Genomic DNA, 25,709 nt, shown 5'->3' with positions numbered 1-25,709 from the left:
GCCCGTCGCCGGCGCGATTCCGGCGCAACGCCGGCATGCGCTAGGATGGGGCCATGGACGTGGCGCTTTATACCCATGAGGACATGCTGGACCACCGTCCAGGCGAGGGCCATCCCGAACGGCCCGAGCGGCTGCGGGCGGTCATCGACGCCCTCGACGACGCCACCGACCTGTCCCTGATCCTCAACGATGCGCCGCTGGCCGAGGAGCGTGACCTCGCCCGGGTTCACAGCCCGGCCCACCTTGAGCGAATCTTCGGCCTTCCGCCCAGCCACGGCCTCCACGTGCTCGACGAGGACACCCGCATGTCCCCGGGCAGCCTCACGGCCGCCCGCCGGGCCGCCGGGGCGGTGGTCAAGGCGGTCCGCGACGTGGCCCGCGGCGAGAGCGAGCGGGCGTTCTGCGCCGTCCGTCCCCCGGGCCATCATGCGGAGCCCGGCCTGCCCATGGGCTTCTGCATTTTCTCCAACGTGGCCATCGCCGCGAAGGCCGCCCAGGCCGCGGGGCTGCGGCGCGTGGCGGTGGTGGATTTCGACATCCACCACGGCAACGGCACCCAGGCCGCCTTCGCCCGCCAGCCGGGCCTGTTCCTGGCCTCCATCCAGCAGTGGCCCATGTGGCCCAACAGCGGCCGTCCCGACGAGAATCTCCCCGGGAACATCGCCAACGCCATCTCCCCGCCCGGCGCCCCGGCCGCGGTCTGGCGGGCGGCGTTCGAGGCGCTGATGGACCAGGTGGACGCCTTCCGGCCCGATCTGATCCTCGTCTCCGCCGGGTTCGACGCCCATCGGCGCGACCCCATCGGCGGGGCCGAACAGAACCTTGAGGAGGCGGACTTCGCCTGGGCGACCCGGGCCATCGTCTCGGTGGCGCGGGCCCGGGCCAAGGGTCGGGTTGTGTCCTCGCTCGAGGGCGGGTACGACCTCGAAGCTCTGGGCCGTTCTGCGCTTGCGCATGTCAGGGCCCTGGCGGACGGGTGAGGGCTTCGGTGCGCGTTGGCGCCAACGGCAAAGGCGTGCGGATCTGATGGACGAGGCCCTTATGGAGAAGGCCCCGGCGACGTCCGCCGCAGTGCGCCATGGCGCGATCATCCTGGCCCGCCACGGCGAGCCGGCGCTGTCGCGCAAGGTGCGACTCAATGCGGCCGAGTACCGCGAGTTCTGGGCTACCTACGAGATCCTCGGCATCCTGCCGGGCCAGACGCCGCCCAAGCAGCTGGTCCAGTTCGTCGAGACCTGCGGGCGCCTGGTCTCCTCGACCCGCCTGCGGTCCATCGAAAGCGCCCAGGCCCTGGCCCGCGACCGCGAGTTCGAGCGCCACGAGATTCTGATCGAGGCGCCGCTGCCGCCGCCCAACTGGCCGCGGTGGATTCGCCTCCCGCCCTCCATCTGGGGCTTCATCGCCCGGGTCTGGTGGTGGTTCTTCGACCATCACGAGGGGCAGGAGACCCGCTCCCAGGCCGAGGAGCGCGCCGACCGGGCCGCCGCCATGCTGATCGGCCTGGCCGCCGGCGGCGAGAACGTCGTGGTCCTCGCCCACGGCTTCTTCAATTTCATGATCGGCCGCAGCCTGCGCAAGCTCGGCTGGAAGCTGGTGGCCAGCGAGGGCTACAAGTACTGGTCCATGCGCCGCTTCGAGCGGAACTGAGGCTCGGCCCGCAGGCCGCCCCAGACCGCCTGCGGCCGCCCCGGACCGGCCCTGTGGCCGTCCGGGACGCCGGAGCCGTGATCGTCAGGCCTTCAGCGAGGCCCAGGGCCCGGTGATCGCCAGGGTCGTCCCGGGGAAATAGAGGTTCACGAAGCAGGTCGAGCCGTCGGGCGAGAAGCACACCCCGGCCAGCTCGCTGTTCGGCGCGGTCGGCAGGGCCGGGCGCTGGGCGTTGCGGCCCACCGTATAGACCTGCCCCTTCGGCGTGATCGCCCTCAGCATGTTGTGGCCGTTGTACTTGTCCTCGCAGACGAACAGGTGGCCGTTGGGGGCGATCGCCAGGTTGTCCGGCATCCACAGCCGCTGTTTGTCGGTGCTCTCGAGGAACAGCTCGATCTCGCCCGGCTGATCGGCCTCGCCGGGCTGGCCTTCATGGGGGCTCGGCCGGTAGCGGACGATCTGGCCGTCCCGGCCCGGACCGCCGCTGGTGCAGGTGAAGAACAGCTCGCCGTCGCCGAAGTAGATGCCCTCGCCGCGGGCGAAATAGGCCGCCCCCTTGTCGTGGCCCCGGTGGCGCAGGTCGTTATCGGGGTTCTCGACGCCGTCGAGGTCGATCCACACCACCTTGCGGCGCTCGCCGGGCTTCCAGAAGGTCTGCTTCCAGTTGCGCGGGTCGGCGTCGCGCTCGCCGCGGAAGCCCAGGGCCTGCAGGCGGCCGCCGGCCAGCAGCCTGGCCGGGTCGTTGGGCAGGTAGCGGTAGAACAGGCAGAAGCCGTCGGGGGCGTCCTCGGTCAGATAGACGATGCCCGTCCGCGGGTCGGTGGCGGTGGCCTCGTGCTTGAAGCGGCCCATGCCGGTGATCGGCGTCGGGTCGGCCAAGCCGCGCAGGTCGGCCGGCACCTCGAAGACCCAGCCGTGGTCCTTGGCGCCGCCTTCGCCGGCCTTGATCTCGGTCTCCTCGCAGGTGAGCCAGGTGCGCCGGGGCGTGTGCCCGCCGGCGCAGTTCACCGCCGTGCCGGCCAGGCTGAGGTGGTGGGTGACCAGCCGCTGCTGCTTCAGGTCCCAGACGAGGGTGGAGGCGCCGCCGTCCATGGGCACGCCCGAGGGGATGCGGTCATAGGCCTGGCCCGGACCGACCTTGGCGGCCAGGGCTCCGTCCTTGCCATAGGCCGAGCGGCCGGGCTCGGTGGGGCGCTGCTCGTGGTTGCGCACCAGGATCACCCTGTTCGGGTCCGCGGCGTCGGCGAAGCAGGCCATGCCGTCGCACTTGCCCGGGGTCAGCAGGCCGTCGTCCATGGGCTGCCCGACCTGGGAGACGATCCGATACGAGAAGCCTTCAGGCAGGTCGAAGACGCCGTTCGGGTCCGGGCGCAGCGGCCCGTAGCCGGGGATGTCGTTCTTGTAGTCGCCAACGTCCTGGGCGTTGGCCCGGGACAGGCCGCCGAAGGCGGCGGAGGTGGCGGCCATGGCCAGGAAACTGCGACGGCTGACGGACATCATCTTCGGAATTGCACCCCTTTTCCCCGCGGGCTATCCGCCCTTCATTGCAGGATCGTGACAGGCCGCCTGAGGTCCCCGGCGAGCACGGTGGACCGCGGATGGCGCCAGTTCTAGGTTCGACCACGCCTGCGTAAAGAGGAATCCATGTCCGAGTCCGCCGACATCGCCGCCATGACCTTCGAGCAGGCCCTGGCCGAGCTGGAACAGATCGTCGCGCGCCTCGAATCCGGCCAGGCCCCGCTTGAGGATTCGATCCGCATGTACGAGCGGGGCGCGGCCCTGAAGGCCCACTGCGAGGCTCGCCTGGAATCGGCCCGCCTGCGCGTGGAGAAGATCGTCATGGGCGCCGGCGGTCAGCCTTCGGCCGAGCCCGCCGAGTTCGGCTGATGGACCTCGCCCGCCGTGTCGCCGAGGCCGCCGACCTGGTGACGGTGGCGCTCGACGAGCTGTTGCCTCGCGCCGAAGGGCCGGAAAGCCGCCTGACCGAGGCCATGCGCTATGCCGCCCTCGGGCCGGGCAAGCGCCTGCGCACCTTCTTCGCCCTCGAGACCGGCCGGATGTTCGACCTGGACGAGCGCCCCGTTCTGCGCTCGGCCTGCGCCCTGGAGTGCATCCACGCCTACAGCCTCGTCCACGACGACCTGCCGTGTATGGACGACGACGACATGCGCCGCGGCCAGCCGACGGTGCACAAGGCCTATGACGAGGCCACCGCCGTCCTCGCCGGCGATGCGCTGCAGACCGCCGCCTTCGAGATCCTCGCCCATCCCGACACCCACCCCGACGGCGCCATCCGGGCCGAGCTGGTGGCGCGCCTGGCCCAGGCTGCCGGGGCCCGGGGCATGGCCGGGGGGCAGATGATCGACATCCTGGGCGTCCGTGGCGACCTCGGCGGCGTCGCCCGCATGCAGCGGCTGAAGACCGGCGCCCTCATCGCCTGCGCCTTCGAGCTGCCGCTGGTGCTTGCCCGGGCCAAGGACGCCGAGCGCCACGCCCTGATGGCCTTCGCCAACGACCTCGGCCTCGCCTACCAGATCGTCGACGACCTGCTGGACGCCGAGGGCGACGAGGGCGCCATGGGCAAGGCGGCTCGCAAGGACGCCGAGAAGGGCAAGGCCAACTTCGTCACCCTGCTGGGGGTGGAGGCGGCCCGCGAACGGCTCGGCCTGCTCGAGAAGCAGACCAAATCCCACCTGGATCCTTTTGGCGCGCGGGCCGATTTCCTGCGGGCCAGCGTCGATTTCGTGTTAGAGCGCCGGCAATAGCCCGGAAAAACGTGCCTGCGTTCCCCATGCCGCCTGCAACGCCGCTTCTCGACACCGTCCGCACGCCCGCCGACATGCGCGGCTTCACCATCGCGCAGCTGCGCCAGCTCGCGGACGAAGTGCGCGCGGAAACCATCGACGCGGTCTCCCAGACCGGGGGCCACCTCGGCGCCGGCCTCGGCGTGGTCGAGCTCACCGTGGCCCTGCACCACGTCTATGAGACGCCCAAGGACATCCTGATCTGGGACGTCGGCCACCAGGCCTATCCGCACAAGATTCTCACCGGCCGCCGCGACCGCATCCGCACCCTGCGCCAGGGCGGGGGCCTGTCGGGCTTCACCAAGCGCGCCGAGAGCGAATACGACCCGTTCGGCGCGGCTCACGCCTCCACCTCGATCTCGGCGGCCCTCGGCTTCTGCGCGGCCCGCGACGCCGCCGGCCGGGACAACAAGGTGGTGGCCGTCATCGGCGACGGCTCCATGAGCGCCGGCATGGCCTACGAGGCCATGAACAACGCCTACGACACCACCAGGCAGCTCACCGTCATCCTCAACGACAACGACATGTCCATCGCGCCCCCGGTGGGCGGGATGAGCGCCTACATGGCCCGGCTGGTGTCCGGGGGCGGCTATCAGTCGCTGCGCAATGTGGGCAAGGCGGTGGCCAAGGCCTTCCCGCGCCCGATCCAGGAGGCCGCCCGCAAGGCCGAGGAATTCGCCCGCGGCATGGTCACCGGCGGCACCTTCTTCGAGGAGCTGGGCTTCTACTATGTCGGCCCCATCGATGGCCACGACATGGACGCCCTGGTCCACGTCCTGCAGAACGCCCGCAAGATCGACGACAAGCCCGTCCTGGTCCATGTCGTCACCCAGAAGGGCAAGGGCTACGCCCCGGCCGAGAAGGCCGCCGACAAGTACCACGGCGTGGTCAAGTTCGACGTGGTCACCGGCGCCCAGGCCAAGTCTCAGGCGCGGGCGCCCAGCTACACCAAGGTCTTCGCCCAGGAGCTGATCAAGCACGCTGAGCGCGACGAGCGGATCGTGGCTATCACCGCCGCCATGCCCTCGGGCACCGGCCTTGACCTGTTCGGCGAGAAGTTCCCGGCCCGCACCTTCGACGTGGGTATCGCCGAGCAGCATGCGGTGACCTTCGCCGCCGGCCTCGCCGCCGATGGCATGAAGCCGTTCTGCGCCATCTATTCAACCTTCCTGCAGCGCGGCTACGACCAGGTGGTCCATGACGTGGCCATCCAGGGCTTGCCGGTCCGCTTCGCCATCGACCGCGCCGGCCTCGTGGGCGCCGACGGCCCCACCCACGCGGGCTCCTTTGACGTGGGCTTCCTCGGCCAGCTTCCGGGCATGGTGCTGATGGCGCCATCCGACGAGGCCGAGCTGGCCCGCGCCGTGGCCACCGCCGTCGCCATCGACGACCGCCCGTCCGCCTTCCGCTATCCGCGCGGCGAGGGCGTCGGCGTCGAGATCCCGGCCCAGGCCGACCCGCTGGAGATCGGCAAGGGCCGCATCGTCCGCGAAGGCTCGGCCGTGGCCATCCTGTCCCTCGGCACGCGCCTGGCCGAAAGCCTCCGCGCCGCCGACCTCCTGGCCGCCCGGGGCCTGTCGGCCACTGTCGCCGACGCCCGCTTCGCCAAGCCCCTCGATGTCGACCTCCTGCTGCGGCTGGCCCGCGAGCACGAGTGCCTGATCACGGTGGAGGAGGGCGCCATGGGCGGCTTCGGGGCCTTCGTGCTCCACGCCCTGGCCGAGCACGGCGTCCTGGACCGCGGCCTGCGGGTCCGCACCCTGACCCTGCCCGACATCTTCCAGGACCAGGACAAGCCCGAGGCCATGTACGCCCAGGCCGGTCTCGACGCCGACGGCATCGTCCGCGCCGCCCTCTCGGCCCTCGGCGTCGACAACGCTTCCGCCGCCGGCCGCCGGGCCTAGCGCGCCGGATGCTCCTCCTCGGGGGAGCTGTCGCGAAGCGACTGAGGGGTATCGCGCAGGGCGATCAGCGCCGCGGCTGACCGCCTGCCCTTCGGACCACCTCCCCCGGGGGAGGATCAAGCCCCTCGACAGCTCTCCACGAAGCGGCGGCTCTTGTCCGGATCGGCGGGCAGGGTGGCGCGGCGGGCGCCTACGGCCACCGCCAGTTCGCCGCCCTCGGCGAAGCGGGTCAGCACCGGATCGTCGGCCCGCGCCGGAGCCTCCACCAGCAGGCCGTCGCCGAAGCCGCTGGGCGCGCTCTCGCCCGGGAGCCGGGTGGAACGACCGCCCGAGCTCAACCGAACGGCCTTGGCGCCCGTGCCCTCGGGGGCGGTCATCGACACCCACACCTCGCCCGAACGGGGCTCGCACGAGAGCATCAGCAGCACATTGTCGGTCTGGGGTTCGCCATAGGCGAGCTTGGCGCCCTCGCCCTCGGCCTCGGTGAGCGACCAGCTCATCTCCGGCCCGGGCGCCGTGGGCGTCATGGGATGCGCGCAAGCCGCCACGGCGACGGCGGAAAACAGGCTGAAAAGACTACGGCGGCGCATGACGCTCCCTCTGAGAGGTTAACGCCGGCGCCGCCGCATTGATCCCGCGCAACGGCGGTCTTCGATCTAGAACGGGCTGAAGCGCTCCAGCAGGGACTGGCCGGCCGGGGTCTTCTGCACGCGGCTGATGTCGCCGCGGCCGCCGTAGCTGATGCGCGCCTCGGCGATCTGGGTGTGGCGGATGGTGTTGGCGGCGCTGATGTCTTCGGGGCGCACGATGCCGGCCACGGTCAGCTGGCGGATGTCGGTGTTGGTGCGCACCTCCTGGGTGCCCTGGATGGTCATGTTGCCGTTGGGCAGCACGCCGGTGACCACCGCGGCGATGGTCAGGCTGATCTTCTCGGCCCGGTTCACCGCCCCTGAGCCCGCGTTGGCGAACTTGGAGTTGGTGGAGATGGCGTTGGCCGGGTCGTACTCGCCGGGCAGCATGCGGCCCAGGCTGCTCTCCAGGCCCAGCAGGTGCGGGATGCCCGCACTGGCTCCCGAGCTGCGCGAGGTGGTGGTGGAGTTGATGGTCTTGGCGCTGTCGTCGATGTCGATCTGCACCGTCAGGATGTCGCCCACTCGGGCGGCCCGCTGGTCGGCGAAGAAGGTGCGCGCCCCCGCCCGCCACAGGGAGTTGGCGCTGGCCGGGGTCGGCAGCGGCTCGCGGGCGCCCGCCAGGGGCAGCACCTGCTGTTCGCGCGGCACCAGGGCGGCCGGATAGCCCACCGGGGCCAGTTCGGGGCCGCGCACGGCTTCGCTCACGGTTGAGCAGGCGGCGAGGGGAGCCAGGAGAGCGGCGAAGGCGAGGGGGCGGAGACGCATGGGGGCTTCCTTCAGCGGAGCGCGACGCGGGTGGAGCGGTTGAGGAGCTTGAGCTGGTCGGCGACGGGGCCGACGGCGGCCTGGCCGGGGCCGGTGACCACCGCCTGGACGACCTTCCTGGACGAGACGTTCTGGACGTTGATCAGCTCGCCCACCCCGCCGCCGGTGACGGCCTTGGCCTGCAGCGCCAGCGAGACGCCGTCAGCCTCGTAGGAGAGGGTGATGATCTCTCCGGCCTTCACCACCTCCGCGGCGGCCACGTCGCGGCCGGCCACCGCCGCGCCCATGCGCAGGGGCCGCTTGGCCGCCAGGCCGATCACCGCCTCGGGGTCGTTCGGCGCGTCGGCGGGGGCGAGGGCCGCCTTGCCCCAGACGAGGTCGGTGGGCTGGATGGTCTCGCCGGCCATGATGTTGCGGGCCCAGGTCAGGACCTCGACATTGCCCCGCTGGGCGACGGCGCCGCCGGCCGCCCCGCCCCGCACTACGATCTGGCGCAGGCCCTGGGCGTTGGCCCAGTCGAGCCCGGCCCGGCGGGCGGCGGTCTGCACAGCCACGGCGTTCAGCAGCAGCGTCTGGCCCGTGCGGGCGGCCACGGGAACCTTGGCGGCCGCCCCGGCGCCGTCGAACAGATCGCCCAGGGTGACGACCCCGTCGGCGTCGACGATCTCGGCCTTCAGGGTCACCGGCGTACCGGCGAGGGCGGGGCCCGCGCTCAGCGCCAGCGTGGCGGCGATGGCCAGGGCCCTCATCACGCCTTCACCTGATTGGCCGTGGCCAGCATGTTGTCGGCGGTGGAGATGACCTTCGAGTTCATCTCATAGGCCCGTTGGGCGACGATCAGGGCGGTGATCTCGGCCACCGCGTCCACGTTCGAGGCTTCGGTGTACTTCTGGATCAGCTGGCCGACGCCGTTCTCGCCCGGCACGCCGACGGTGGGCGCGCCCGAGGCGGCGGTCTCGAGGAACAGGTTCGAGCCCTGGGCCTGCAGGCCGCCCTCGTTGAGGAAGGTGGCGAGCTCGAGCTGGCCCACCACCTGCGGCTCCGTCTGGCCCGCCTGGGTGACCTGCACCTGGCCGCTCTTGGAGATGGACACGTCCACCGCGTCCTGCGGGATCGTGATGCCCGGCTGGATCTGGTAGCCGTCCTGGGTGACCAGCTGGCCCTGGTCGTTCACCGCCAGATTGCCGGCCCGGGTGTAGGCCGTCTCGCCCGAGGGCAGCAGCACCTGCAGGTAGCCGCGGCCGTTGATGGCGATGTCCAGCATGTTGTCGGTGCGGGTGAGGACGCCCTGGGTCTCGATCCGGTAGACGCTGCCGGCCTTCACGCCCGCGCCCACCTGCACCCCCGTCGGCACGATGGTGCCCTGGTCCGAGGACTGCACCCCAGCGGCCTCGAAGGTCTGGTAGAGCAGGTCCTGGAACTCGGCGCGCTGACGCTTGAACGCCACCGTGTTCATGTTGGCGATGTTGTTCGAGATGACCTCGACGTTGAGCTGCTGCGCGGCCATGCCGGTAGCCGCGGTGCGGAGCGCTTGCATCGGTCGCTATCCCCTTACTGGACCCGGCCCAGGCGCTCGACGGAGCGGCGCGAGAGGTCGGCTTCGGAATCGATCATCTTGGCGGTGGTCTCGTAGGCGCGGCTCACCTCGATCATCCGGGTGATCTCCAGGATCGCCTGGACGTTGGAGCCTTCGAGCATCCCCTGGCGCAGGACTGCGCCCTCCGCCGGCTGCGGCTGGAGGTTGGAGGTGTTGCGGTACTGGTTGTCGCCGGTCTTCTCGAGGGCGGCGAGGCTCTCGAAGGTGAAGAGGCCGATCTTGCCGATCCGCTCGTCGCCTTGGCTCACCGTGCCGTCGCGGGCGATGGACAGGGGGCCGCGCTCGGGATCGACCATGATCTCGCCGCCGCCTTCGTCCATCACCGGATGGCCCTGCTGGGTCACCAGTCGGCCAAGGTCGTCGGTGCGGAAGCGGCCGTCGCGGGTGTAACGCTCCCCGTCGTCGGCCATGACGCGGAAGAAGCCCTGGCCCTCGATAGCCAGGTCCAGCGGCCCGCCGGTCTGGCGCAGGCCGCCCTGTCCGAAGTCGCGGGCCACCCCGTCGGCCGTGACGAACTTCACCGGCTTGGGCCCGCCCAGCGTCATCGCCGGCGCCTGGGCGTCGGTCTTGTGCATCAGCGACTCCACCTTGAAGCCGGTGGTGTCGAGGTTGGCGATGTTGTTCGCGATGATGTCCATCTCGCGACGGAGCACCATCTGGCGCGACAGTCCGATGTAGGCGGCGTTGTCCATCTTAACGGGCGGCCTTGGCGAAACCAGTGACTGGCCGACCTCTCTGCAAGGATCGGGCCAACCGAAAAGGTCAAGAAAATTCAAGGGATAATAAAGTTAACGGGCACCCATCGGCGAAAAGTGCCGGGCAGGCTTGGCCGCCGTTAATGTCCGTTAAAAACCGGTTCTTAACCAAACGCGCCTACGCGTGGACGCCATAGATTCTAAGGAACGCGCGCGTGGCCAAGGACAAGGTCAAGGAAGCCTCCGACGCCGAGGCGCCCGGCGAGGGCGAGGACGGCGCCGCGTCCGCCCGGAAGAAGCTGCCGCTCAAGGTCCTGATCATCGCCGGCGTGGCCGCCGTGCTGGTGCTGGGCGGGGGCGGGACCGCCGCCTTCATGTTCCTGGGGGGCAAGGCCGACCCGGCCGCCCAGGCCGAGGGCAAGGCCAGGAAGGCCAAGGAGAAGAAGGGCAAGGAAGAGAAGGGCAAGGGCAAGGAGGGCGAAGGCGCCCAGGTCCGCGAGGGGCCCGACGGGGTGGTCTTCTACACCCTGCCCGACGTGGTGGTGAACATGCAGACCGCCGAGGGGCGGCCCACCTTCCTGAAGCTCAAGCTCACCCTGGAGCTGCCCGACCACGAGGCGGTCGAGGTCCTCGATCCGAGCCTGCCCCGGCTCCAGGACATGTTCCAGAGTTTCCTGCGCGAGCTGCGCCCCGAGGACCTGGCCGGCAGCCAGGGCAGCTATCAGCTCCGCACCGAGATCCTGCGCCGGGTGAACCTGGTGATCGCCCCGTCCAAGGCCAACGCCGTCCTGATCGAGGAGATGCTCATCAACTAGGGCCTTGGCCCCGGCTGGTGCGCGCAAGTCATGAGCGAAGACGCAGACCTTCCCCCGAACATCGAGACGCCCGGCGGCGAGCCCGGCTGGTCCGCGCCCAAGACCACGTCCGAGGCTCTGATCGGCTCGGAGCGCATCCTCAATCAGGACGAGATCGACAGCCTGCTGGGCTTCGATCTCTCCGACGACGAGGTGTCCGAGCGGACCGGCATCCGCGCCATCATCAATTCCGCGCTCGTCTCCTACGAGCGCCTGCCGATGCTGGAGATCGTCTTCGACCGCCTCGTGCGGCTGATGACCACCTCCCTGCGCAACTTCACCTCCGACAACGTCGAGGTCAGCCTCGACAACATTAGCTCGATCCGCTTCGGTGACTATCTGAACTCGATCCCGCTGCCGGCCATCCTGTCGGTGTTCCGGGCCGAGGAGCTGAACAACTACGGCCTGCTGACAGTCGACTCGAACCTGATCTACTCGATCGTCGACGTGCTGCTCGGCGGCCGGCGCGGCACCGCGGCCATGCGCATCGAGGGCCGTCCCTACACCACCATCGAGCGGGTCCTGGTGCAGCGGATGGTCGAGGTGGTCCTGGCCGACGCCCGCGAGGCCTTCGAGCCGCTGACGCCCGTCACCTTCACCCTCGATCGCCTGGAGACCAATCCCCGCTTCGCCGCCATCGCCCGGCCGGCCAACGCCGCCATCCTGGTGAAGCTGCGGATCGACATGGAGGACCGCGGCGGCCGCATCGAGCTGCTGCTGCCCTACGCCACCCTCGAACCCATCCGGAAGATGCTGCTGCAGCAGTTCATGGGTGAGAAGTTCGGCCGCGACAACATCTGGGAAAGCCACCTGGCCACCGAACTCTGGACCACCAACCTGGAGGTCCGCGCAGTCCTCGACGAGCAGCAGGTCAGCCTCCAGCGCGTGCTCGACCTGAAGGTCGGCGACACCCTGATGCTCAACGCCACGCCCGACAGCCTGATCGAGCTGCGGGCCGGCCAGATCCCGCTCACCCGCGGCCGCATGGGCCGGCGCAACCATCACATCGCCGTCCGGGTCGAGGCGCCTCTCAATCCGAACGCCCGCCAAGCCGTTGCGAGGATGCCATGAGCGCCATCGGCCTGATCATGAACCTGGTCCTCGCCGGCCTGCTGCTGGCGGCTCTGGCCCTGGGGCTGCGGCTCAACCGCCGCCTGAAGGCCCTGCGTGAGAGTCAGGAGGGCTTCGCCGTCGCCGTGGCCGAGCTGAACGCCGCGGCCCAGCGCGCCGAGCAGGGGCTGGCCGACTTGCGCGCCGCCACCGACGAGGCCACCGACGCCCTGTCCGACCGCATCGAGAAGGGCCGGGCCCTGGCCGCCAGGCTGGAGCGGCTGATCGGCCAGGCGCCGGACCACGTCCGCACCGTCCCCGACGCCGGCCGCGACTCCGAGCGTGAGGACGAGCGCCGCCTGGGCGCCCTCCTGGCCGCCGCCCGCGAGGCCCGCGCCAAGCCCGAGCGGCCGGGCCGTGAGCCGCCCAAGGCCGCCCCACGTCCGGCCCGCCGGCCCGCCGCCCTCGATCCCGACGCCGACCTCTTCGTGGACGAGCCCCTGACCCTGGACGCCTTCGGAGGCCGCCGGTGAAATCCATGCCCCGCATCCTGCCGCTGGTGGGCGTCGCCGCCGGCGGCGTCCTGGCCATCAACGCCCTGGCGGGCGCCCGCGACCTGCCCGAGCTGCTCTCCGGCGCCCGGGCGTTCGCCGAGGAGGCCGTGAAGGGCGAGCCCAAGGCCGAGGCCAAGGCCAAGGACGAGAAGGCCCCCACTGGCGAGGCCAAGGACGCCGCCCTGGCCGGCCTGCCGCCGCCGACCCTCCAGCCCAAGGCGGTCTGCGCCCCCACCGCCGCCGAACTGGCCAAGGCCGCAGGCCTGTCTCCCGCCGAGCTCCAGGTCCTGCAGAGCCTGGGCGAGCGCCGTGGCCAGCTCGACGCCCGCGAGAACGACCTCAACACCCAGCTCGCCCTCCTGGCCGCCGCCGAGGCCAAGCTGGACGCCAAGCTCAAGGCCCTCGACGGCCTAAAGGGCGAGGTGCAGGTCCTGTTGTCCCAGGCCGACGCCAAGGAGCAGGAGGAGATCGACCGCCTGGTGAAGGTGTTCGAGGGCATGAAGGCCAAGGACGCCGCCCCGCGTCTCGCCGCCCTCGACGACGGCGTGCGCCTGACCATCGCCGCCCGCATGAAGGAGCGCTCGCTCTCGGCCATTGTCGCCGCCATGCCCGCGGCCGAGGCCAAGAAGCTGACGGAAGGCCTCGCCCGCCGCTTCACCGACGCGCAGGCCGCCGCTCTCCGCGCCCAGCAGGTGGCCGAGAATACCGCCGCGCCCCCGGCGGCGAAGGCCCAGCCGCGCCGCCAGGCGCCGCCCCGCAAGGCCGCCCCGCCGGCCAAGGCCGAATAGCTCCGATGCGCCTGCGCCAAGCCCTGCGTTCCGGCGTCGCCGCCGCCTGCATCGCCTCCGTGGCGGCGCCGGCCGGCGTCGCCGCGCCGACGGCCGAGGCGCTGGCCAAGGGGCCGCTGGACGTGCGGGTGGCCCAGGCCGAGACCTTCTCCCGCCTGGAGTTCCACTGGAAGGGCAAGGCCGCCCCGGTCTCCTCGGCCCGGGAGGGCCAGGTGCTGGTGCTCACCTTCGGCCGCGACGCCGACCCCGACATCTCGCGCCTGCGCACCTCGCCGCCGCGCTGGATCAAGACCGCCGAGAAGCGCCGCGTCGGCGGCCGGCTGCAGCTGCGCATCACCCTCGCCGACGACGCCGACGCCCGGGTGGGCTCGGCCGACGGCGCCGCCTACGTCAATGTCTTCGAGAAGCCGCCTGCGCCCGAGGCGCCGGCCGCCGAACTCGCCCAGGCCGAGCCCGAGCCGCCGCGGCCCAATCCGCTGCCGCCCGGCGGTGTGGTCAAGATGGCCGTCAACCTGGCCGGCGGCCAGGCGCAGCTTTCCTTCGACTGGGCCAATCCCGCCGGCGCCGCCGTCTTCCGCCGCGGCGGGGCGGCGTGGGTGGTGTTCGACGCCCCGGCCAGGCTGGACGTCTCGGCCGCCCCCAAGGGCCTGAAGCAGCTCGGCCCCATCCAGGCGTTCCAGGGGCGCGACCACGCGGCCCTGCGCATCGAGACCCCGGCCGACACCCCGATCTTCACCACCGCCGTCGGCAACACCTGGACCATCGCCTTCGGCCCCGGCGGTCAGTCCCAGCCGGGCATCGTGCGCCTGGGGCGTGACGCCGCCGGCGGGCCGCCGGTCATCAAGGCGCCGGTGGCCGGCGCCACCCGCGTCGTCCGCTTCGCCGACCCGGTGGTGGGCGACGTCGTCACCGTGGTCACCGCCCTCGGCCCGCCCAAGGGCGTTCCCAGCCGCCGCGACTATGTCCAGATGGCCCTGCTGCCCTCGATCCAGGGCCTGGCGCTGGAAAGCTTCGTCGACGACCTCGAGGTTCGCCGCGAGGGCGACATCGTCCGCATCGGCCGTCCCGGCGGCCTGACGCTCTCGCCCGCCTGGGCCACTCGCGAGCGCGAACAGGCCGAGCTCGGCGCGCCGCGCCCGGCGGTCATGCCCGCCCTGATCTCCGAGGACTGGGCTCAGACCGGCCCCGGCGGCTTCCTCGCCCGCTACAACGCCCTCATGGCCGCCGCCGCCGCCGAGGGGGCCAACAAGGACCGCCAGGCGCCGGTGGCCGCGCGCATGGCCCTGGCCCGCTTCCTGGTCGGTTCGGAGCTGTCGTTCGAGGCCATCGGCGTGCTCAACGCCCTGGCCCGCGAGCATCCGGAGATGCTGGACGATCCCGAGTTCCGCGGCCTGCGCGGCGTCGCCCGGGTGCTGGCCCGGCGCTACAAGGAGGCCGAGGCCGATCTGTCGTCGCCGGCCCTGGCGGACGACCCGTCCAGCGCCATGTGGCGCTCCTACGTCTCCACCCAGCTCGCCCACTGGCCCGAGGCCCGGGCCCAGTTCACCAAGGGCGCCGAGTCCTTCGCCCTGTTCTCGCCGGTCTGGAAGGCGCGCTTCGCCCGGGCGGAGGCCCAGGCCTCGCTCTACCAGGGCGACCTGGTAGGCGCCGAGGCCCGCATCCGTCTCGCCCTCCAGGAAAAGGCCGGCGCGGCGGAGGAGCTGCAGAGCCGACTCGTCCAGGCCCGCATCCTCGAACTTCAGGGCCACAAGGACCGGGCCCTGCGGATCTACACCGCCATCGCCAAGGCCCCGCGGGACTCCATCGCCGCTCCGGCCCTGCTGCGGGCCACTCAGATCAAGCTGGAGACCGGCAAGCTCACGCCCCTGCAGGCGGCCACGGTCTTCGACAACCTGCGCTACCGCTGGCGCGGCGACGCCACCGAGCTCGAGACGATCCGCGCCCTCGGCAACCTCTATCTGGGGCAGGGCCGCTACCGCGAGGCGCTGGAGGCCCTGCGCACCGCCGGCGGGCGCCTGCCCGACCTGCCCGAGGCCCTTCAGCTCCAGGCCGACCTGTCGGCCGCCTTCCGGGCCCTGTTCCTCGACGGCATGGCCGACGGGCTGGAGCCGGTCCAGGCGCTTGCCCTGTTCTACGACTTCAAGGAACTCACGCCCATCGGCGCCGACGGCGATCTGATGGTGCGCCGCCTCGTCCGGCGGCTGGTCGACGTCGACCTCCTGCCCCAGGCCGCCGAACTCCTGAAGTACCAGGCCGACAACCGCCTGGAGGGCGTGGCCAAGGCCCAGGTCTCCACCGACCTCGCCCTGATCTATCTGATGGACCGCAAGCCCGAGGCCGCCATTCAGGCGATCAACGCCTCGCGGACCACCGTCCTGCCCACCGCCCTCAACAACGAGCGCCGCCTCATCGAGGCCCGCGCCTGGGCCGCCGTGGGCCGCTTCGACAGCGCCCTGGAGATCATCGAGCGCGACGCCTCCAGGGAGGCCCAGGAACTCCGGGCCGAGATCACCTGGAAGCAGAAGAACTGGGCCGCCGCCGGCCCCCTGTTCGAGAAGGCCCTGGGCGATCGCTGGAAGAACCCCGAGGCGCTCACCGCCGAGGAGGAGGGCCGCCTGCTCCGCGCCGGCGTCGCCTACAGCCTGGCCGGCGACGAGGCCGCCCTTCGGCGGCTGGAGCGGCAGTACGCCCACTTCTACGACAAGGCGGCCAATCCCGAGGCCCTGCGCATCGCCCTGTCGGGCGTCCCGTCGGGCCGGCTCAGCGTCGGCGACTTCGGCCGGGTCACGGCCGACAACGAAGCCTTCGCCGGCTGGGTCGCCCGCATGAAGGAGCGCTTCAGGACCCGCCCGTCGCCGACCAGCCCGGCGTCCGGCGGCAAGGCTCCCGCCGGCAAGGCGCCGGCCTCCACCCGCGCCGCCAGCAACTGATTGACCGGGCTATCCGCCCGCGCCGCGCTGGAAGCTTTCCACCAGGCTGCCGCAGACCAGCCGCCAACCGTCCACCAGGACGAAGAAGATCAGCTTGAACGGCAGGCTGACCACCGCCGGCGGCAGCATCATCATGCCCATGCTCATCAGCACGCTAGCCACCACCAGGTCGATCACCAGGAAGGGCACGAACAGCAGGAAACCGATCTCGAAGGCGCGCTTCAGCTCCGAGATCATGAACGCCGGGGTCACCACCCGCAGCGGCACGGCCTCGGCGTTGGCCGGCTTGGGAATCCGCGAGAGGCGGATGAACAGGCCGAGGTCCTCCTCGTCCACCTGGCTCAGCATGAAGGTCTTCACCGGCGCGCCCGCCGCGTCGAAGGCGGCCGGCAGCTCCATCTGCTGGTCGAGGAGCGGCTTCACCCCCTCCTGATAGCTGCGCTCGAAGGTCGGCCCCATGACGATGGCCGTCAGGAACAGCGACAGCGAGATGATCACCGCATTGGGCGGGCTCTGCTGCAGGCCGAGCGCCGTGCGCAGCAGGGACAGCACCACAACGATCCGCACGAACGAGGTGGTCATGATGACGATCGACGGCGCCAGCGACAGGACGGTCAGCAGGCCGACCAGTTGCACCACCCGCTCGGTGAGGCCCGCGCCGGTGCCGAGGTCGACATTGATCGCCTGGGCGGCCGCCGCGGCCGGGAACACCAGGGCGGCGCAGGTGGTGATGGCCGAGATCAGCGCCGCCTTGCGCCAATCCTCGGCCGGCAGGGCGCGCAGGGCGCTCACGAGGTCGCGGAGGAACATCAGCGGGCGTCCGTCTTGGGGCGAATCTCGCCCAGCATCCGGCCCTCGCCCAGGAGCAGCAGGCGCTCCTCGCCGTCGCACTCCACGATCAGCAGCCGGCGGGCGGGGTCGAGGACCAGGGTCTCGACCACCTTCAGGCGGCGCTCCTTGCGCTGGGCCTGGCCGAAGCGGGCGAGGGCGTCGGGGCCGTAGCGCCGCAGGGCGATCGCCCCCAGGCCGACCAGTCCGAGGGTGAGGGCGAGCGCAAATACGGCTCGCAGCAGGTCGACGAAATCCATGGGCGCTTCTGCGGAGGTCCTGTGCCGCCCATCCGGCCCTGAGTCTCTTAAGAGCCGATTAACCCTGTTTATTCACCCTCTTGCCCATGAACCTGGCCGAGATTCCGCTCTTTGCGATGCTGCGCGACCGGCTCGGCTATCTGTCGGAGCGCCAGCGGGTGATCGCCCAGAACGTGGCCAACGCCGACACCCCGGGCTACGTGGCCCAGGACCTCAAGCCCTTCCAGGCCCAGCTCCAGGCCCAGTCCGCCGCCCGCCCGACGGTGATGGCCGCCACCCAGGCGGGCCACATGCTGCCCGCGTCCCAGCAGCGCGCCGCCGCCGCCGGGGTGAAGGTGGTCAAGTCCCCCGACTCCGAGACCACGCTCAACGGCAACGCCGTGGTGCTGGAGGAGGAGATGCTGAAGATGTCCGAGGCGCGCATGAGCTACGACGCCGCCATCGGCTTCTACCAGAAGTCCATGTCCATGATCCGCCTGGCCGCGCGCGCGCCAGGGCGGGGCTGAGGAGAGCTTGAGCGATGGCTGAACGGTCGACGGCGGGCGTGGCCCAGGCGATCGCCGCCTCCGCCCTGCGGGCCCAGCAGGCGCGGATGCGGATCATCGCCGAGAACCTGGCCAATGCGAATTCCACCTCGCGCACGCCGGGCGGCGACCCCTACCGCCGGCAGGCCCCGGTGTTCGAGCCCGCCCGCACCGCCCAGGGCGGCCAGGGCGTCAAGATGGCCCGGGTCGAGCCCGACCGCAGCGAGTTCCGCACCGAATACAACCCCGGCCACCCGTCGGCCGACGCCCAGGGCTATGTGAAGCTGCCCAACGTCAATTCGCTGGTCGAGGCGATGGACATGCGCGAGGCCCAGCGCGCCTACGAGGCCAACCTCAACGTCATCGAGACCGCGCGCGCCATGGAGACGCGCACCCTCGACCTGCTGAAGAAGTAGGGACATTAAGCCGTGATCACCGCCCTTGCCGCCGCAAAGGCCTACGCCGCCGCCCAGAAGGGCGTCTCGATCGATCCGGGTTCGGAAAGCAGCGGCGCCGCGCCGGCCGCCGGCCCCGGCTTCGCCGACATCCTCAAGGCGACCATGAGCGACACCGTCGCGGCGTCCCGCCACGCCGAGACCCAGATCGCCGCCCAGGTCCAGGGCAAGGCCGAACTGATCGACGTGGTCACCGCCATCTCCGCCGCCGAGGCCAGCCTGGAGACGGTCATGGCCGTCCGCGACCAGGTGATCAGCGCCTATCAGGAAATCATGCGCATGCCGATCTGATGCGCCCCCTCTGGGGGAGCTCCCGCGAAGCGGGTGAGGGGGCCATCCACCCCCTCTGAGACCGCCGCCTACTTCACCACCGCGCAGGCCACCCGCGCCCCGGCCCCGCCGATGGGCTGGGTCTTGTGGTCGTCGGCGTTGGCGTGGACCAGCACCGCCGAGCCGTCCGCGTCGCGCAGGGCCGCCAGGGTGGTCAGGGCGGTGAAGACCTCGGCCGCCGCCGAGCCGTCGGCGCCGGCGTGGATGTTGGGCAGGTCGCCCGTCTCATTGGCCTCGGGGTTCAGCAGGCCGTGGACGGCCTTGGCGTCGCCGTGGCGGGTGTGGGCGCCGGCGCTGGTGAAGTCGGCCTTCGAGCAGTCGGCCTTCTCGTGAAAGTGCAGGCCGTGCCAGCCGGGCGTCAGGCCCTTGGCCTCGACCCGCATCAGCACGCCCTTGGGGGCCTCGGTCAGGGTGACCGTGCCGATGGTCTGGCCTTCGCCGTTCTTCAGGTCGGCGGTCAGGGTCTCGGCCTGGGCTGCGCCGGAGGCGGCGACCGCGGCGGCGGCGAGGACGGCGAGCATTCGGGACATGGAGCACTCCTGATGGAACGGGAACGTCCCTCTTAACGCGCCAGCGCCCATCCGGTGAATGGCGAACCGCGATGCGTCGGCCGCGGGCCTGTCCGGCGCGCCCCCGCCGCCCTCCGGGGACTAGGCAATTCCTGCCCACTGGTAGCGCTTCGTTAACCATAGCCGCCGAACCTGCCGGCAGCGGATTCTCCGCGGCTTTCCAGCGTATTTGGCAGGGGATCCCATGAACGGCGCCGAGGTTCTGGACGTCGGACGCGAAGCCATCTGGCTCACCATCCAGCTCTCGGCCCCGATCCTCATCGTCGGTCTCGTGGTCGGCGTCGGCATCGGCCTCCTGCAGGCCCTCACCCAGATCCAGGAGGCCACCCTGGTCTATGCGCCCAAGATCGTGGCGATCTTCATCTCGCTGCTGATCTTCCTGCCGCTGATGGGGGCTCTGATGAGCGGCTTCATGCGCCACATCGCCGCCCGCATCGCCGCCATGTGAGGCGGGGCGCGTCGCCCCTATGGAATCCTACGCCACAGCCCAGCAGGTCTTCGCCGCCGGCCTCGTCTTCGCGCGGCTCGGGGCCATCATCCTGCTGATCCCGGGCCTCGGCGAGACCTACATCCCCGCCCGGGTGCGCCTGTCCTTCGGCCTGGCCCTGGCGCTGATGATGTTCCCGGTGCTGGGCCCGGCCGCCCCGGCGCTTCCCGTCACCACCGGCGCCATGGTCGGCGAGGTGCTGCGCGAGGTGTTCATCGGCCTGATGATCGGCGCCATCCTGCGGATGTTCATGCTGTCGCTGTCCACGGCGGGCGAGCTGGTGTCCCTGGGGACCACGCTCTCCTTCGCCCAGACGGCCAATCCCATGCAGGCCCAGCCGACCCCGACCCTGGCCACATTCCTCGGCCTGATGGGCGTCGTCCTGATCATGGCCACCGACCTGCACCACATGTTCCTGGCGGCCATGGTGCGCTCCTACAGCCTGTTTCCCTTCGGCCGGGAGGCGCCTGTGGGCGATGCGGGCCAGCTGGCCATCCAGACCCTTGGCCGGGCCTTCGCCCTGGGCCTGCAGCTGGCCGCCCCGGTGCTTGTCTTCTCCCTGGTGTTCAACGTGGCTGTCGGCCTGGTCGGCCGGGTGATGCCGCAGTTCCAAGTGTTCTTCGTCGCCACCCCGCTGATCGTGCTGCTGGGCCTGACGATTTTCGCCCTCAGCCTGGGGACCATCGGCCTCGTCTGGGTGGGCCGCTACCGTGAGCTTGTGGGGGCCTTCCTCGGATGAGTGAAGACGCCGCCTCCAAGACAGAAGACCCGACACCGCGAAAACTCAGTCAGGCGCGGGAGAAGGGCGATGTTCCCAAGACGCCCGACCTGTCGCCGTTCGCCATCCTCACCGGGGTCTCGGCGGCGGTGCTGTTCGGTGGCGAATGGCTCGCCCGGGGCCTCACCGAGGCGCTGATCCCCTACCTCGCCCATCCCCACGACATCGCCGTGGACGGCCACGGCGGCGTGGGCGTGCTGCGCGCCGCGGTTTTCGCCGCCGCCCCTGTGCTGGCGGTGGTGTTCGGGGTCGCCATGCTCTCCGGCCTAGCCGGCAACCTCTCCCAGACCGGCTTCATGTTCACCGCCGAGAAGCTGAAGCCGGACCTCAAGAAACTCTCGCCCCTGGCCGGGCTGAAGCGGGTGTTCGGCCCCGACGGCCTGATGCAGTTCGTCAAGTCGCTGGTGAAGGTGGCGCTCACCGGCGTTCTCGGCTGGGTGATCCTCCAGCCCTATCTTCCCAAGCTCGCCAACCTGCCCGCCGTCGATCCGATGGCCCTGCTGCCCTTCGCCGTGGAGATCCTGAAGCGGCTGGTCTTCTCCGTGGCCGCCCTGGCCCTGGTCATCGCCGGCGCCGACTGGCTGTGGCAGCGCCAGCGCTTCATGAAGCGGATGCGCATGAGCCGCACCGAGGTGAAGGACGACTACAAGCAGACCGAGGGCGACCCGCACATCAAGGCCCGCCAGAAGCAAATCCAGTTCACCCGCGCCAAGCAGCGGATGATGCAGGCGGTGCCCGACGCCACGGTGGTGATCATGAACCCCACCCACTACGCCGTGGCCCTCAAGTACGACGCCGAGGAGACCGCCGCCCCCCTGTGCGTGGCCAAGGGTCTCGACAGCCTCGCCCTGAAGATCCGCGCCATCGCCGAGGAGGCCGGGGTGCCGGTGATCGAGGATCCGCCCCTGGCCCGCGCCCTCTACGCTGCGGTGGAGGTGGATGACATGATCCCGCCCGCCCACTACGAGGCCGTGGCCAAGATCATCGGCTTCATTCTCAACGCCGCCCAGAACCGTCGCCTGGCGCCGGCGCGCCCGCTGTGATGCGGCGTCGCGGTGCGGCCGCAGGGGGCCTGTGACACAATGCAAGCGACCGAATCGTCCCCCGAATCGTCGCAGGGAGCCATGGCCGAGCCGACGTCCCAACCGAAGGGCCGCTTCGATCCCCTGACGGGGGCCGCGGTGGCCTTCTTCCTGCTTGCCGTGGCCTTCGCCGCAGCGCCCGCGCTCGACGCCGGGCCCGCCACCCTCGCCAGCATGATGCTGCTGATCGGCCTGGCCGGCGTCTCGTGCCTGGGCCTGTTCGTCCTGCGCACCGGCGGGGAGCCCCCCGCCGAGAGCGACCTTGGCGCGGAGACCTTTCTCCAGGCCCTGGACGAGCCCGCGGCCATCGCCGCTCCGGACGGCAAGCTGACCGCCGCCAACGCCGCCTGGCGCGAGGCCATGGGACCGGGCATGCGCCTGCCCAAGAGCGGCGCGGCCGCCTCCAGCCTGTTCGGCGCCCTGGCGGCCGCCCGCCGGGGCGAGATGGGCCGGGCCGTGCTCAAGGTGGGCGGCGAGGAGCGCAAGGCGCTGGTCTCGCCCGTCGGCCCGCGCCGCTATCTGGTGCGGCTGACCGGCTCCAGCGGGGTGCTGGCCCTGCCGTCCGCGGCCATGGAGGTGTTGAACGCCGTGGCCCGCGCCAAGGCCCCGCCGCCCAAGGTTCTGGACGCCTTCGCCGCCGCCTCGCCGTTCGGCGCCGCCCTGCTGGAGGGCGAGGACCCGTTCCTGGCGGTGATCATCGAGGCCAACCCCGCCCTCAAGGCCGTGGCCGGCGGCGGCGAGGCGGGCCAGGTGTTCGGCGAGCTGATCGAGGCCACGAGCCGGGCCGATGCGGCCCAGCGCCTGGGCGAGGGCAAGGCTCCGCTCGAGGTCAAGCTGGCCCATGATCCCAGCCGGGTGGCTCAGCTCTACCTGTCCAGGTCGGAAGGCCGCTGGGTGGCCTATCTGGTGGACGTCTCCGAGCAGAAGCAGATCGAGCAGCAGCTCTCCCAGAGCCAGAAGATGCAGGCCATCGGCCAGCTGGCCGGGGGCGTGGCCCACGACTTCAACAACCTGCTCACCGCCATCCTGATGCAGCTCGACGTGCTGGCCACCCGGCACCCCGTCGGCGACCCCTCCTACGAGGGGCTGAACGAGATCAAGCAGACCTCGATGCGGGCCGCCGATCTCGTGCGCAAGCTCCTGGCCTTCTCGCGCAAGCAGACGGTCCAGCGCGAGATCCTCGACATCGGCGAGATGATCTCCGAGTCCGAGGTGCTCCTGCGCCGCCTGCTGCCCGAGGACATCAAGCTGGTCACCGACTATGGCCGGAACCTGCCGCATGTCCGGGCCGACCGCGGCCAGCTCGACACGGCCATCATGAACCTGGTGGTCAACGCCCGGGACGCCATCCGCTCCCACGGCGGCAGCCGCATCAAGATCCGCACCGGCCGCGTCACCCAGGAGGAGGCGCGCCACCTGGGCTATCCCAGCGCCCAGGGCGACCAGGCCCTGATCCAGGTCTCGGACGACGGCCCCGGCATCCCGCCCGAGGCCTTGGACAAGATCTTCGATCCCTTCTTCACCACCAAGCCGGTGGGCGAGGGGACGGGGCTCGGCCTCGCCACCGTCTACGGCATCGTCAAGCAGTCCGACGGCTGGATCTCGGTGGAGAGTCGGCCGGGCGAGGGGGCGGCTTTCCGCATCTTCCTGCCGGTCCACGCCCCGGCGGTGGAGGTGGCGCCGGCGCCCGAGGCGGTGGCCAAGCCCAAGCGTCCCGCCGCCCGCGATCTGTCCGGCGCCGGCCGCATTCTCTTCGTCGAGGATGAGGACGCCGTGCGCGGCGTCGCCGCCAAGCTGCTGCGGGCCCGCGGCTACGAGGTCATCGAGGCCTCCAGCGGCGAGGAGGCCCTGGAGCTGGCCGAGGGCCACGCCGGCGAGATCGACCTGATGATCTCCGACGTGGTCATGCCGGGGATGCAGGGGCCCGAACTTCTCAAGCAGGCCCGGCCCTACCTGGGCGCGGCCCCGGTGATGTTCATCTCGGGCTACGCCGAGAGCGAGTTCTCCGACCTGCTGGAGGGTGAGCGCAACGTCTCGTTCCTGCCCAAGCCCATCGACATCAAGACCCTCGCCGAACGGGTGAAGCAGGAGCTCCAGAAGGCGGCTTGACGCTTGCGCCCCGCCCCGGGCGCCGCCAAAGATCGCTGCCTTCTTCGACCCCAGGTGCCGTCCCGAATGTCCGCCGTCCCGACCGAGCTCCGCATCAGCCTGGTGAAGCTGTTCGAACTGGCGCGCCGGGCGTCGGATGAGGGGCGGCTGGAGGAGGCCGAGCGCCTCTACCGGATTCTGATGCGGGACGGACCCGCGCCGGACGTGTACCGCAACCTCTTCGTCGTGCTCGAGCGGCAGGGGCGCTACGTCGAGGCCGAGCAGCTGCTGCGCGAGGCTCGGGAGCGCTGGCCCGAGGACCGGCTCACGGCGCTGTTCCTGGGACTGTCTCTCCTCTCCCGCGGCGCCTACGCCGAGGGCTGGCCGCTCTATCATCATCAGGAGACGCGCGAGCGCTGGCGGCCGAGCCTGAGCTTCCCCGAGTGGCAGGGCGAGCCGGTGCGCTCGCTTCTGGTGCTGCCCGATCAGGGGATGGGCGACCAAATCCAGTTCGCGCGTTTCGTGGCGATCCTGGTCCGGCAAGGGGTGGCGGTGACCGTCTACTGCGCCCCGGCCCTCGTGCGGTTGTTTTCCGGCCTCGGCGCGCGGGTGCTGCCCGCCGAGGGCGACGTTCAGATCGAACGCCACGACGCCTGGACGATCTTCTCGGCGCTCCCGTGGCGCATGGGCGTCAAGGAGCCGAAGGACGTGCCGGCCGAGCCCTATCTGCCGTCGCGGTCGGGCGGCCAGGGGATCGGCGTCGGCGTGCGCGGCAATCCCAACCACGTCCGCGACCGCTGGCGCTCGCTGCCTGAGCCCCTGCAGCGCGAGGTGCTCGCCTGGCCGGGCGTGCGCAGCCTCCAGCCCGAGGACACCGGCGTCCGCGACTTCGAGGACACGCGCCGGATCATCGAGGACCTTGAGCTGGTCATCACCGTCGACACCGCCGTCGCCCACCTCGCCGGCGCCATGGGCAAGCCGGTGTGGTTGCTGACGGCCAGGCCGGCCGACTGGCGCTGGATGCGGCAGGGGACCGAGAGCCCCTGGTATCCCTCGGTCCGCGTCTTCCGTCAGCCTCGCGACAGCGACTGGGCCGGCGTGATCGCCGAGGTCCGGGCGGCCCTCGACGCAAGGTAAGCCTTCAGCCCGGCTGAAAGCGGGTTCAGCTCTTGGGCCCTGGCGCGGACTGCTGGTCGGGGTAGCGTGAGGCGAGCAAGGAGCCGCCCATGAGCCAAGCCCTCAAGATTCGCCGCGTCGCCGGCGCCCTCGGCGCCGAGATCTCCGGCGTCGACCTCTTCCAGCATCTGCCCGACGAGACCATCGCCCAGATCCGCCAGGCCCTGGTCGAGCACCAGGTGATCTTCTTCCGCGACCAGGACCTCACCCCGGCCCAGCAGGTGGCCTTCGGCCGCCGCTTCGGCCCGCTCAACGTCCACCCGTTCGTGGCGGGGATGGATGGCCAGCCCGAGGTGATGGAGATCATCAAGGAGCCCTCCGACAAGGTGAACTTCGGCGGCGGCTGGCATTCGGACATGAGCTTCCTGGAGCGTCCCTCCATCGGCTCGATCCTCTATGCGGTGGAGATCCCCGAGTTCGGCGGCGATACCCTGTTCGCCAGCCAGGCCGCCGCCTTTGAGGCCCTGTCGCCCGGTCTGCAGAAGACCCTGGAGGGCCTGAACGCCGTCCATTCGGCCAGCCGCGAATATTCCTCCCAGGGCCACTCGGCGCAGAAGCGCACCTCCATGAAGGTGGCCGAGGCCGACGGCTATGTGGGCGAGTATGTCCACCCCATGGTGCTGGTCCACCCGGAGACGGGCCGCAAGGCGCTCTACGTCAATCCGGCCTTCACCCTGCGCATCGAGGGCTGGAAGGCCCGCGAGTCCAAGGCTCTCCTGGACTACCTCTTCGAGCACTCCCGCTACGAGGGCTTCACCTGCCGCTTCCAGTGGACCAAGGGGGCGGTGGCCTTCTGGGACAACCGCTCGGTCTGGCACTTCGCGCTCAACGACTATCCGGGCCAGCGCCGGCACATGCGCCGGGTCACCGTCGATCCCTGGCCCGCCGCCCAGGCGGTGGCCGCGGAGTAGC

Annotated in this window: 28 protein-coding genes; 19 read left to right on the top strand and 9 right to left on the bottom strand. The window is 71.0% G+C overall.

What is annotated here, in order from left to right:
• Positions 1-53 precede the first annotated feature (53 nt).
• Positions 54-980, top strand: coding sequence for a histone deacetylase family protein (locus BO64_RS07325; RefSeq protein WP_496402626.1), 927 nt, complete (start codon positions 54-56; stop codon positions 978-980).
• Between the two features lie 46 nt (positions 981-1,026).
• On the top strand, positions 1,027-1,647 hold the full coding sequence (locus tag BO64_RS07320; protein ID WP_496402625.1) for a histidine phosphatase family protein: 621 nt from the start codon (positions 1,027-1,029) through the stop codon (positions 1,645-1,647).
• A gap of 84 nt (positions 1,648-1,731) precedes the next feature.
• Here BO64_RS07320 and BO64_RS07315 read toward each other — a convergent pair whose 3' ends face one another.
• The gene (locus BO64_RS07315; protein WP_496402624.1) at positions 1,732-3,144 is read right to left on the bottom strand and encodes an alkaline phosphatase PhoX; all 1,413 of its coding nucleotides are present in this window, start codon (positions 3,142-3,144) and stop codon (positions 1,732-1,734) included.
• A 147-nt stretch (positions 3,145-3,291) separates the two neighbouring features.
• Here BO64_RS07315 and BO64_RS07310 point away from each other — a divergent pair, with 147 nt between their 5' ends.
• Genes BO64_RS07310 through dxs form a run of 3 tightly spaced genes read left to right on the top strand, consistent with a single transcriptional unit; the run spans position 3,292 to position 6,355 of the window.
• Positions 3,292-3,534, top strand: a complete 243-nt coding sequence (locus BO64_RS07310) for an exodeoxyribonuclease VII small subunit (RefSeq protein WP_496402623.1) — start codon at positions 3,292-3,294, stop codon at positions 3,532-3,534.
• Positions 3,531-4,412: a polyprenyl synthetase family protein gene (locus BO64_RS07305; RefSeq protein ID WP_496402892.1), complete on the top strand. Its 882-nt coding sequence runs from the start codon at positions 3,531-3,533 to the stop codon at positions 4,410-4,412. The genes BO64_RS07310 and BO64_RS07305 overlap by 4 nt, the downstream gene beginning before the upstream one ends.
• 26 nt (positions 4,413-4,438) lie before the next feature.
• Entirely contained in the window at positions 4,439-6,355 is a 1,917-nt protein-coding gene (gene dxs, locus BO64_RS07300; protein WP_496402622.1) for a 1-deoxy-D-xylulose-5-phosphate synthase, read from the top strand.
• Positions 6,356-6,471: 116 nt separating this feature from the next.
• Here the strand turns inward: dxs and BO64_RS07295 are convergent, their stop codons facing one another.
• The 5 genes from BO64_RS07295 to flgF form a co-directional block, all read right to left on the bottom strand.
• Entirely contained in the window at positions 6,472-6,945 is a 474-nt protein-coding gene (locus BO64_RS07295; RefSeq protein ID WP_496402621.1) for a hypothetical protein, read from the bottom strand.
• A 66-nt stretch (positions 6,946-7,011) separates the two neighbouring features.
• A complete protein-coding gene (gene flgH / locus BO64_RS07290; RefSeq protein WP_496402620.1) occupies positions 7,012-7,752 on the bottom strand; it encodes a flagellar basal body L-ring protein FlgH in 741 nt (246 codons plus the stop codon).
• 11 nt (positions 7,753-7,763) lie between these two features.
• On the bottom strand, positions 7,764-8,501 hold the full coding sequence (flgA, locus tag BO64_RS07285; protein WP_496402619.1) for a flagellar basal body P-ring formation chaperone FlgA: 738 nt from the start codon (positions 8,499-8,501) through the stop codon (positions 7,764-7,766).
• Positions 8,501-9,289 (bottom strand): flagellar basal-body rod protein FlgG, encoded by a 789-nt coding sequence (gene flgG, locus BO64_RS07280; RefSeq protein WP_496402618.1) that lies wholly within the window; start codon positions 9,287-9,289, stop codon positions 8,501-8,503. Before flgG ends, flgA begins: the two co-directional genes overlap by 1 nt.
• A gap of 14 nt (positions 9,290-9,303) precedes the next feature.
• The gene (gene flgF / locus BO64_RS07275; RefSeq protein WP_496402617.1) at positions 9,304-10,041 is read right to left on the bottom strand and encodes a flagellar basal-body rod protein FlgF; all 738 of its coding nucleotides are present in this window, start codon (positions 10,039-10,041) and stop codon (positions 9,304-9,306) included.
• Positions 10,042-10,259: 218 nt separating this feature from the next.
• Between flgF and BO64_RS07270 the strand changes: the two genes are divergently transcribed.
• The 5 genes from BO64_RS07270 to BO64_RS07250 are packed head-to-tail and all read left to right on the top strand — an operon-like array spanning position 10,260 to position 16,220.
• Positions 10,260-10,859, top strand: coding sequence for a flagellar basal body-associated FliL family protein (locus BO64_RS07270; RefSeq protein WP_496402616.1), 600 nt, complete (start codon positions 10,260-10,262; stop codon positions 10,857-10,859).
• A gap of 30 nt (positions 10,860-10,889) precedes the next feature.
• Positions 10,890-11,969: a flagellar motor switch protein FliM gene (fliM, locus tag BO64_RS07265; RefSeq protein ID WP_496402615.1), complete on the top strand. Its 1,080-nt coding sequence runs from the start codon at positions 10,890-10,892 to the stop codon at positions 11,967-11,969.
• On the top strand, positions 11,966-12,481 hold the full coding sequence (locus tag BO64_RS07260) for a DUF6468 domain-containing protein (protein WP_496402614.1): 516 nt from the start codon (positions 11,966-11,968) through the stop codon (positions 12,479-12,481). The genes fliM and BO64_RS07260 overlap by 4 nt, the downstream gene beginning before the upstream one ends.
• Positions 12,482-12,486: 5 nt before the next feature.
• Positions 12,487-13,290, top strand: a complete 804-nt coding sequence (locus tag BO64_RS07255) for a MotE family protein (RefSeq protein WP_496402891.1) — start codon at positions 12,487-12,489, stop codon at positions 13,288-13,290.
• A 5-nt stretch (positions 13,291-13,295) separates the two neighbouring features.
• Positions 13,296-16,220, top strand: a complete 2,925-nt coding sequence (locus BO64_RS07250) for a tetratricopeptide repeat protein (RefSeq protein WP_496402613.1) — start codon at positions 13,296-13,298, stop codon at positions 16,218-16,220.
• 9 nt (positions 16,221-16,229) lie between these two features.
• On the opposite strand, the gene fliP is transcribed toward BO64_RS07250, so the two are convergent.
• Together fliP and BO64_RS07240 are read right to left on the bottom strand one after the other, a co-directional pair.
• Positions 16,230-17,030 carry a flagellar type III secretion system pore protein FliP gene (fliP, locus tag BO64_RS07245; RefSeq protein ID WP_496402612.1) on the bottom strand — a complete coding sequence of 267 codons (801 nt, stop codon included), beginning with the start codon at positions 17,028-17,030 and terminating at the stop codon, positions 16,230-16,232.
• Positions 17,030-17,308, bottom strand: a complete 279-nt coding sequence (locus BO64_RS07240; RefSeq protein WP_496402611.1) for a flagellar biosynthetic protein FliO — start codon at positions 17,306-17,308, stop codon at positions 17,030-17,032. The genes fliP and BO64_RS07240 overlap by 1 nt, the downstream gene beginning before the upstream one ends.
• A gap of 86 nt (positions 17,309-17,394) precedes the next feature.
• Between BO64_RS07240 and flgB the strand changes: the two genes are divergently transcribed.
• From flgB to fliE, 3 genes are read left to right on the top strand one after another with little or no spacing between them, the layout of a single operon-like run.
• On the top strand, positions 17,395-17,814 hold the full coding sequence (gene flgB, locus BO64_RS07235; RefSeq protein WP_496402890.1) for a flagellar basal body rod protein FlgB: 420 nt from the start codon (positions 17,395-17,397) through the stop codon (positions 17,812-17,814).
• A gap of 14 nt (positions 17,815-17,828) precedes the next feature.
• Positions 17,829-18,248: a flagellar basal body rod protein FlgC gene (gene flgC / locus BO64_RS07230; protein ID WP_496402610.1), complete on the top strand. Its 420-nt coding sequence runs from the start codon at positions 17,829-17,831 to the stop codon at positions 18,246-18,248.
• Between the two features lie 12 nt (positions 18,249-18,260).
• On the top strand, positions 18,261-18,578 hold the full coding sequence (gene fliE, locus BO64_RS07225) for a flagellar hook-basal body complex protein FliE (RefSeq protein WP_496402609.1): 318 nt from the start codon (positions 18,261-18,263) through the stop codon (positions 18,576-18,578).
• 68 nt (positions 18,579-18,646) lie between these two features.
• On the opposite strand, the gene BO64_RS07220 is transcribed toward fliE, so the two are convergent.
• The gene (locus tag BO64_RS07220) at positions 18,647-19,147 is read right to left on the bottom strand and encodes a superoxide dismutase family protein (RefSeq protein ID WP_496402608.1); all 501 of its coding nucleotides are present in this window, start codon (positions 19,145-19,147) and stop codon (positions 18,647-18,649) included.
• Between the two features lie 223 nt (positions 19,148-19,370).
• Between BO64_RS07220 and fliQ the strand changes: the two genes are divergently transcribed.
• From fliQ to BO64_RS07190, 6 genes are all read left to right on the top strand, one after another.
• Entirely contained in the window at positions 19,371-19,634 is a 264-nt protein-coding gene (gene fliQ / locus BO64_RS07215) for a flagellar biosynthesis protein FliQ (protein WP_496402607.1), read from the top strand.
• A 19-nt stretch (positions 19,635-19,653) separates the two neighbouring features.
• Positions 19,654-20,412 carry a flagellar biosynthetic protein FliR gene (fliR, locus tag BO64_RS07210; protein ID WP_496402606.1) on the top strand — a complete coding sequence of 253 codons (759 nt, stop codon included), beginning with the start codon at positions 19,654-19,656 and terminating at the stop codon, positions 20,410-20,412.
• The gene (gene flhB, locus BO64_RS07205) at positions 20,409-21,494 is read left to right on the top strand and encodes a flagellar biosynthesis protein FlhB (RefSeq protein WP_496402605.1); all 1,086 of its coding nucleotides are present in this window, start codon (positions 20,409-20,411) and stop codon (positions 21,492-21,494) included. The genes fliR and flhB overlap by 4 nt, the downstream gene beginning before the upstream one ends.
• Before the next feature lie 81 nt (positions 21,495-21,575).
• The gene (cckA, locus tag BO64_RS07200) at positions 21,576-23,642 is read left to right on the top strand and encodes a cell cycle histidine kinase CckA (RefSeq protein WP_496402604.1); all 2,067 of its coding nucleotides are present in this window, start codon (positions 21,576-21,578) and stop codon (positions 23,640-23,642) included.
• 66 nt (positions 23,643-23,708) lie between these two features.
• Positions 23,709-24,758 (top strand): tetratricopeptide repeat protein, encoded by a 1,050-nt coding sequence (locus tag BO64_RS07195; protein ID WP_496402603.1) that lies wholly within the window; start codon positions 23,709-23,711, stop codon positions 24,756-24,758.
• Positions 24,759-24,847: 89 nt separating this feature from the next.
• Positions 24,848-25,708, top strand: a complete 861-nt coding sequence (locus BO64_RS07190) for a TauD/TfdA dioxygenase family protein (RefSeq protein WP_496402602.1) — start codon at positions 24,848-24,850, stop codon at positions 25,706-25,708.
• The last annotated feature ends 1 nt before the right edge of the window (position 25,709 follow it).

The sequence above is a fragment of the Phenylobacterium composti DSM 19425 genome (assembly GCF_059568645.1).
The sequence above is the reverse complement of the archived record's forward strand: the minus strand, read 5'-3'. Positions and strand labels throughout refer to the sequence as shown.

Coding starts and splice junctions, on each gene's coding strand:
- BO64_RS07325 (WP_496402626.1), top strand. CDS start 54: ATGGACGTGGCGCTTTATACCCATGAGGACATGCTGGACCACCGTCCA.
- BO64_RS07320 (WP_496402625.1), top strand. CDS start 1,027: ATGGACGAGGCCCTTATGGAGAAGGCCCCGGCGACGTCCGCCGCAGTG.
- BO64_RS07315 (WP_496402624.1), bottom strand. CDS start 3,144: ATGTCCGTCAGCCGTCGCAGTTTCCTGGCCATGGCCGCCACCTCCGCC.
- BO64_RS07310 (WP_496402623.1), top strand. CDS start 3,292: ATGTCCGAGTCCGCCGACATCGCCGCCATGACCTTCGAGCAGGCCCTG.
- dxs (WP_496402622.1), top strand. CDS start 4,439: ATGCCGCCTGCAACGCCGCTTCTCGACACCGTCCGCACGCCCGCCGAC.
- BO64_RS07295 (WP_496402621.1), bottom strand. CDS start 6,945: ATGCGCCGCCGTAGTCTTTTCAGCCTGTTTTCCGCCGTCGCCGTGGCG.
- flgH (WP_496402620.1), bottom strand. CDS start 7,752: ATGCGTCTCCGCCCCCTCGCCTTCGCCGCTCTCCTGGCTCCCCTCGCC.
- flgA (WP_496402619.1), bottom strand. CDS start 8,501: ATGAGGGCCCTGGCCATCGCCGCCACGCTGGCGCTGAGCGCGGGCCCC.
- flgG (WP_496402618.1), bottom strand. CDS start 9,289: ATGCAAGCGCTCCGCACCGCGGCTACCGGCATGGCCGCGCAGCAGCTC.
- flgF (WP_496402617.1), bottom strand. CDS start 10,041: ATGGACAACGCCGCCTACATCGGACTGTCGCGCCAGATGGTGCTCCGT.
- fliM (WP_496402615.1), top strand. CDS start 10,890: ATGAGCGAAGACGCAGACCTTCCCCCGAACATCGAGACGCCCGGCGGC.
- BO64_RS07260 (WP_496402614.1), top strand. CDS start 11,966: ATGAGCGCCATCGGCCTGATCATGAACCTGGTCCTCGCCGGCCTGCTG.
- BO64_RS07255 (WP_496402891.1), top strand. CDS start 12,487: ATGCCCCGCATCCTGCCGCTGGTGGGCGTCGCCGCCGGCGGCGTCCTG.
- BO64_RS07250 (WP_496402613.1), top strand. CDS start 13,296: ATGCGCCTGCGCCAAGCCCTGCGTTCCGGCGTCGCCGCCGCCTGCATC.
- fliP (WP_496402612.1), bottom strand. CDS start 17,030: ATGTTCCTCCGCGACCTCGTGAGCGCCCTGCGCGCCCTGCCGGCCGAG.
- BO64_RS07240 (WP_496402611.1), bottom strand. CDS start 17,308: ATGGATTTCGTCGACCTGCTGCGAGCCGTATTTGCGCTCGCCCTCACC.
- flgB (WP_496402890.1), top strand. CDS start 17,395: ATGAACCTGGCCGAGATTCCGCTCTTTGCGATGCTGCGCGACCGGCTC.
- flgC (WP_496402610.1), top strand. CDS start 17,829: ATGGCTGAACGGTCGACGGCGGGCGTGGCCCAGGCGATCGCCGCCTCC.
- BO64_RS07220 (WP_496402608.1), bottom strand. CDS start 19,147: ATGTCCCGAATGCTCGCCGTCCTCGCCGCCGCCGCGGTCGCCGCCTCC.
- fliQ (WP_496402607.1), top strand. CDS start 19,371: ATGAACGGCGCCGAGGTTCTGGACGTCGGACGCGAAGCCATCTGGCTC.
- fliR (WP_496402606.1), top strand. CDS start 19,654: ATGGAATCCTACGCCACAGCCCAGCAGGTCTTCGCCGCCGGCCTCGTC.
- flhB (WP_496402605.1), top strand. CDS start 20,409: ATGAGTGAAGACGCCGCCTCCAAGACAGAAGACCCGACACCGCGAAAA.
- cckA (WP_496402604.1), top strand. CDS start 21,576: ATGGCCGAGCCGACGTCCCAACCGAAGGGCCGCTTCGATCCCCTGACG.
- BO64_RS07195 (WP_496402603.1), top strand. CDS start 23,709: ATGTCCGCCGTCCCGACCGAGCTCCGCATCAGCCTGGTGAAGCTGTTC.
- BO64_RS07190 (WP_496402602.1), top strand. CDS start 24,848: ATGAGCCAAGCCCTCAAGATTCGCCGCGTCGCCGGCGCCCTCGGCGCC.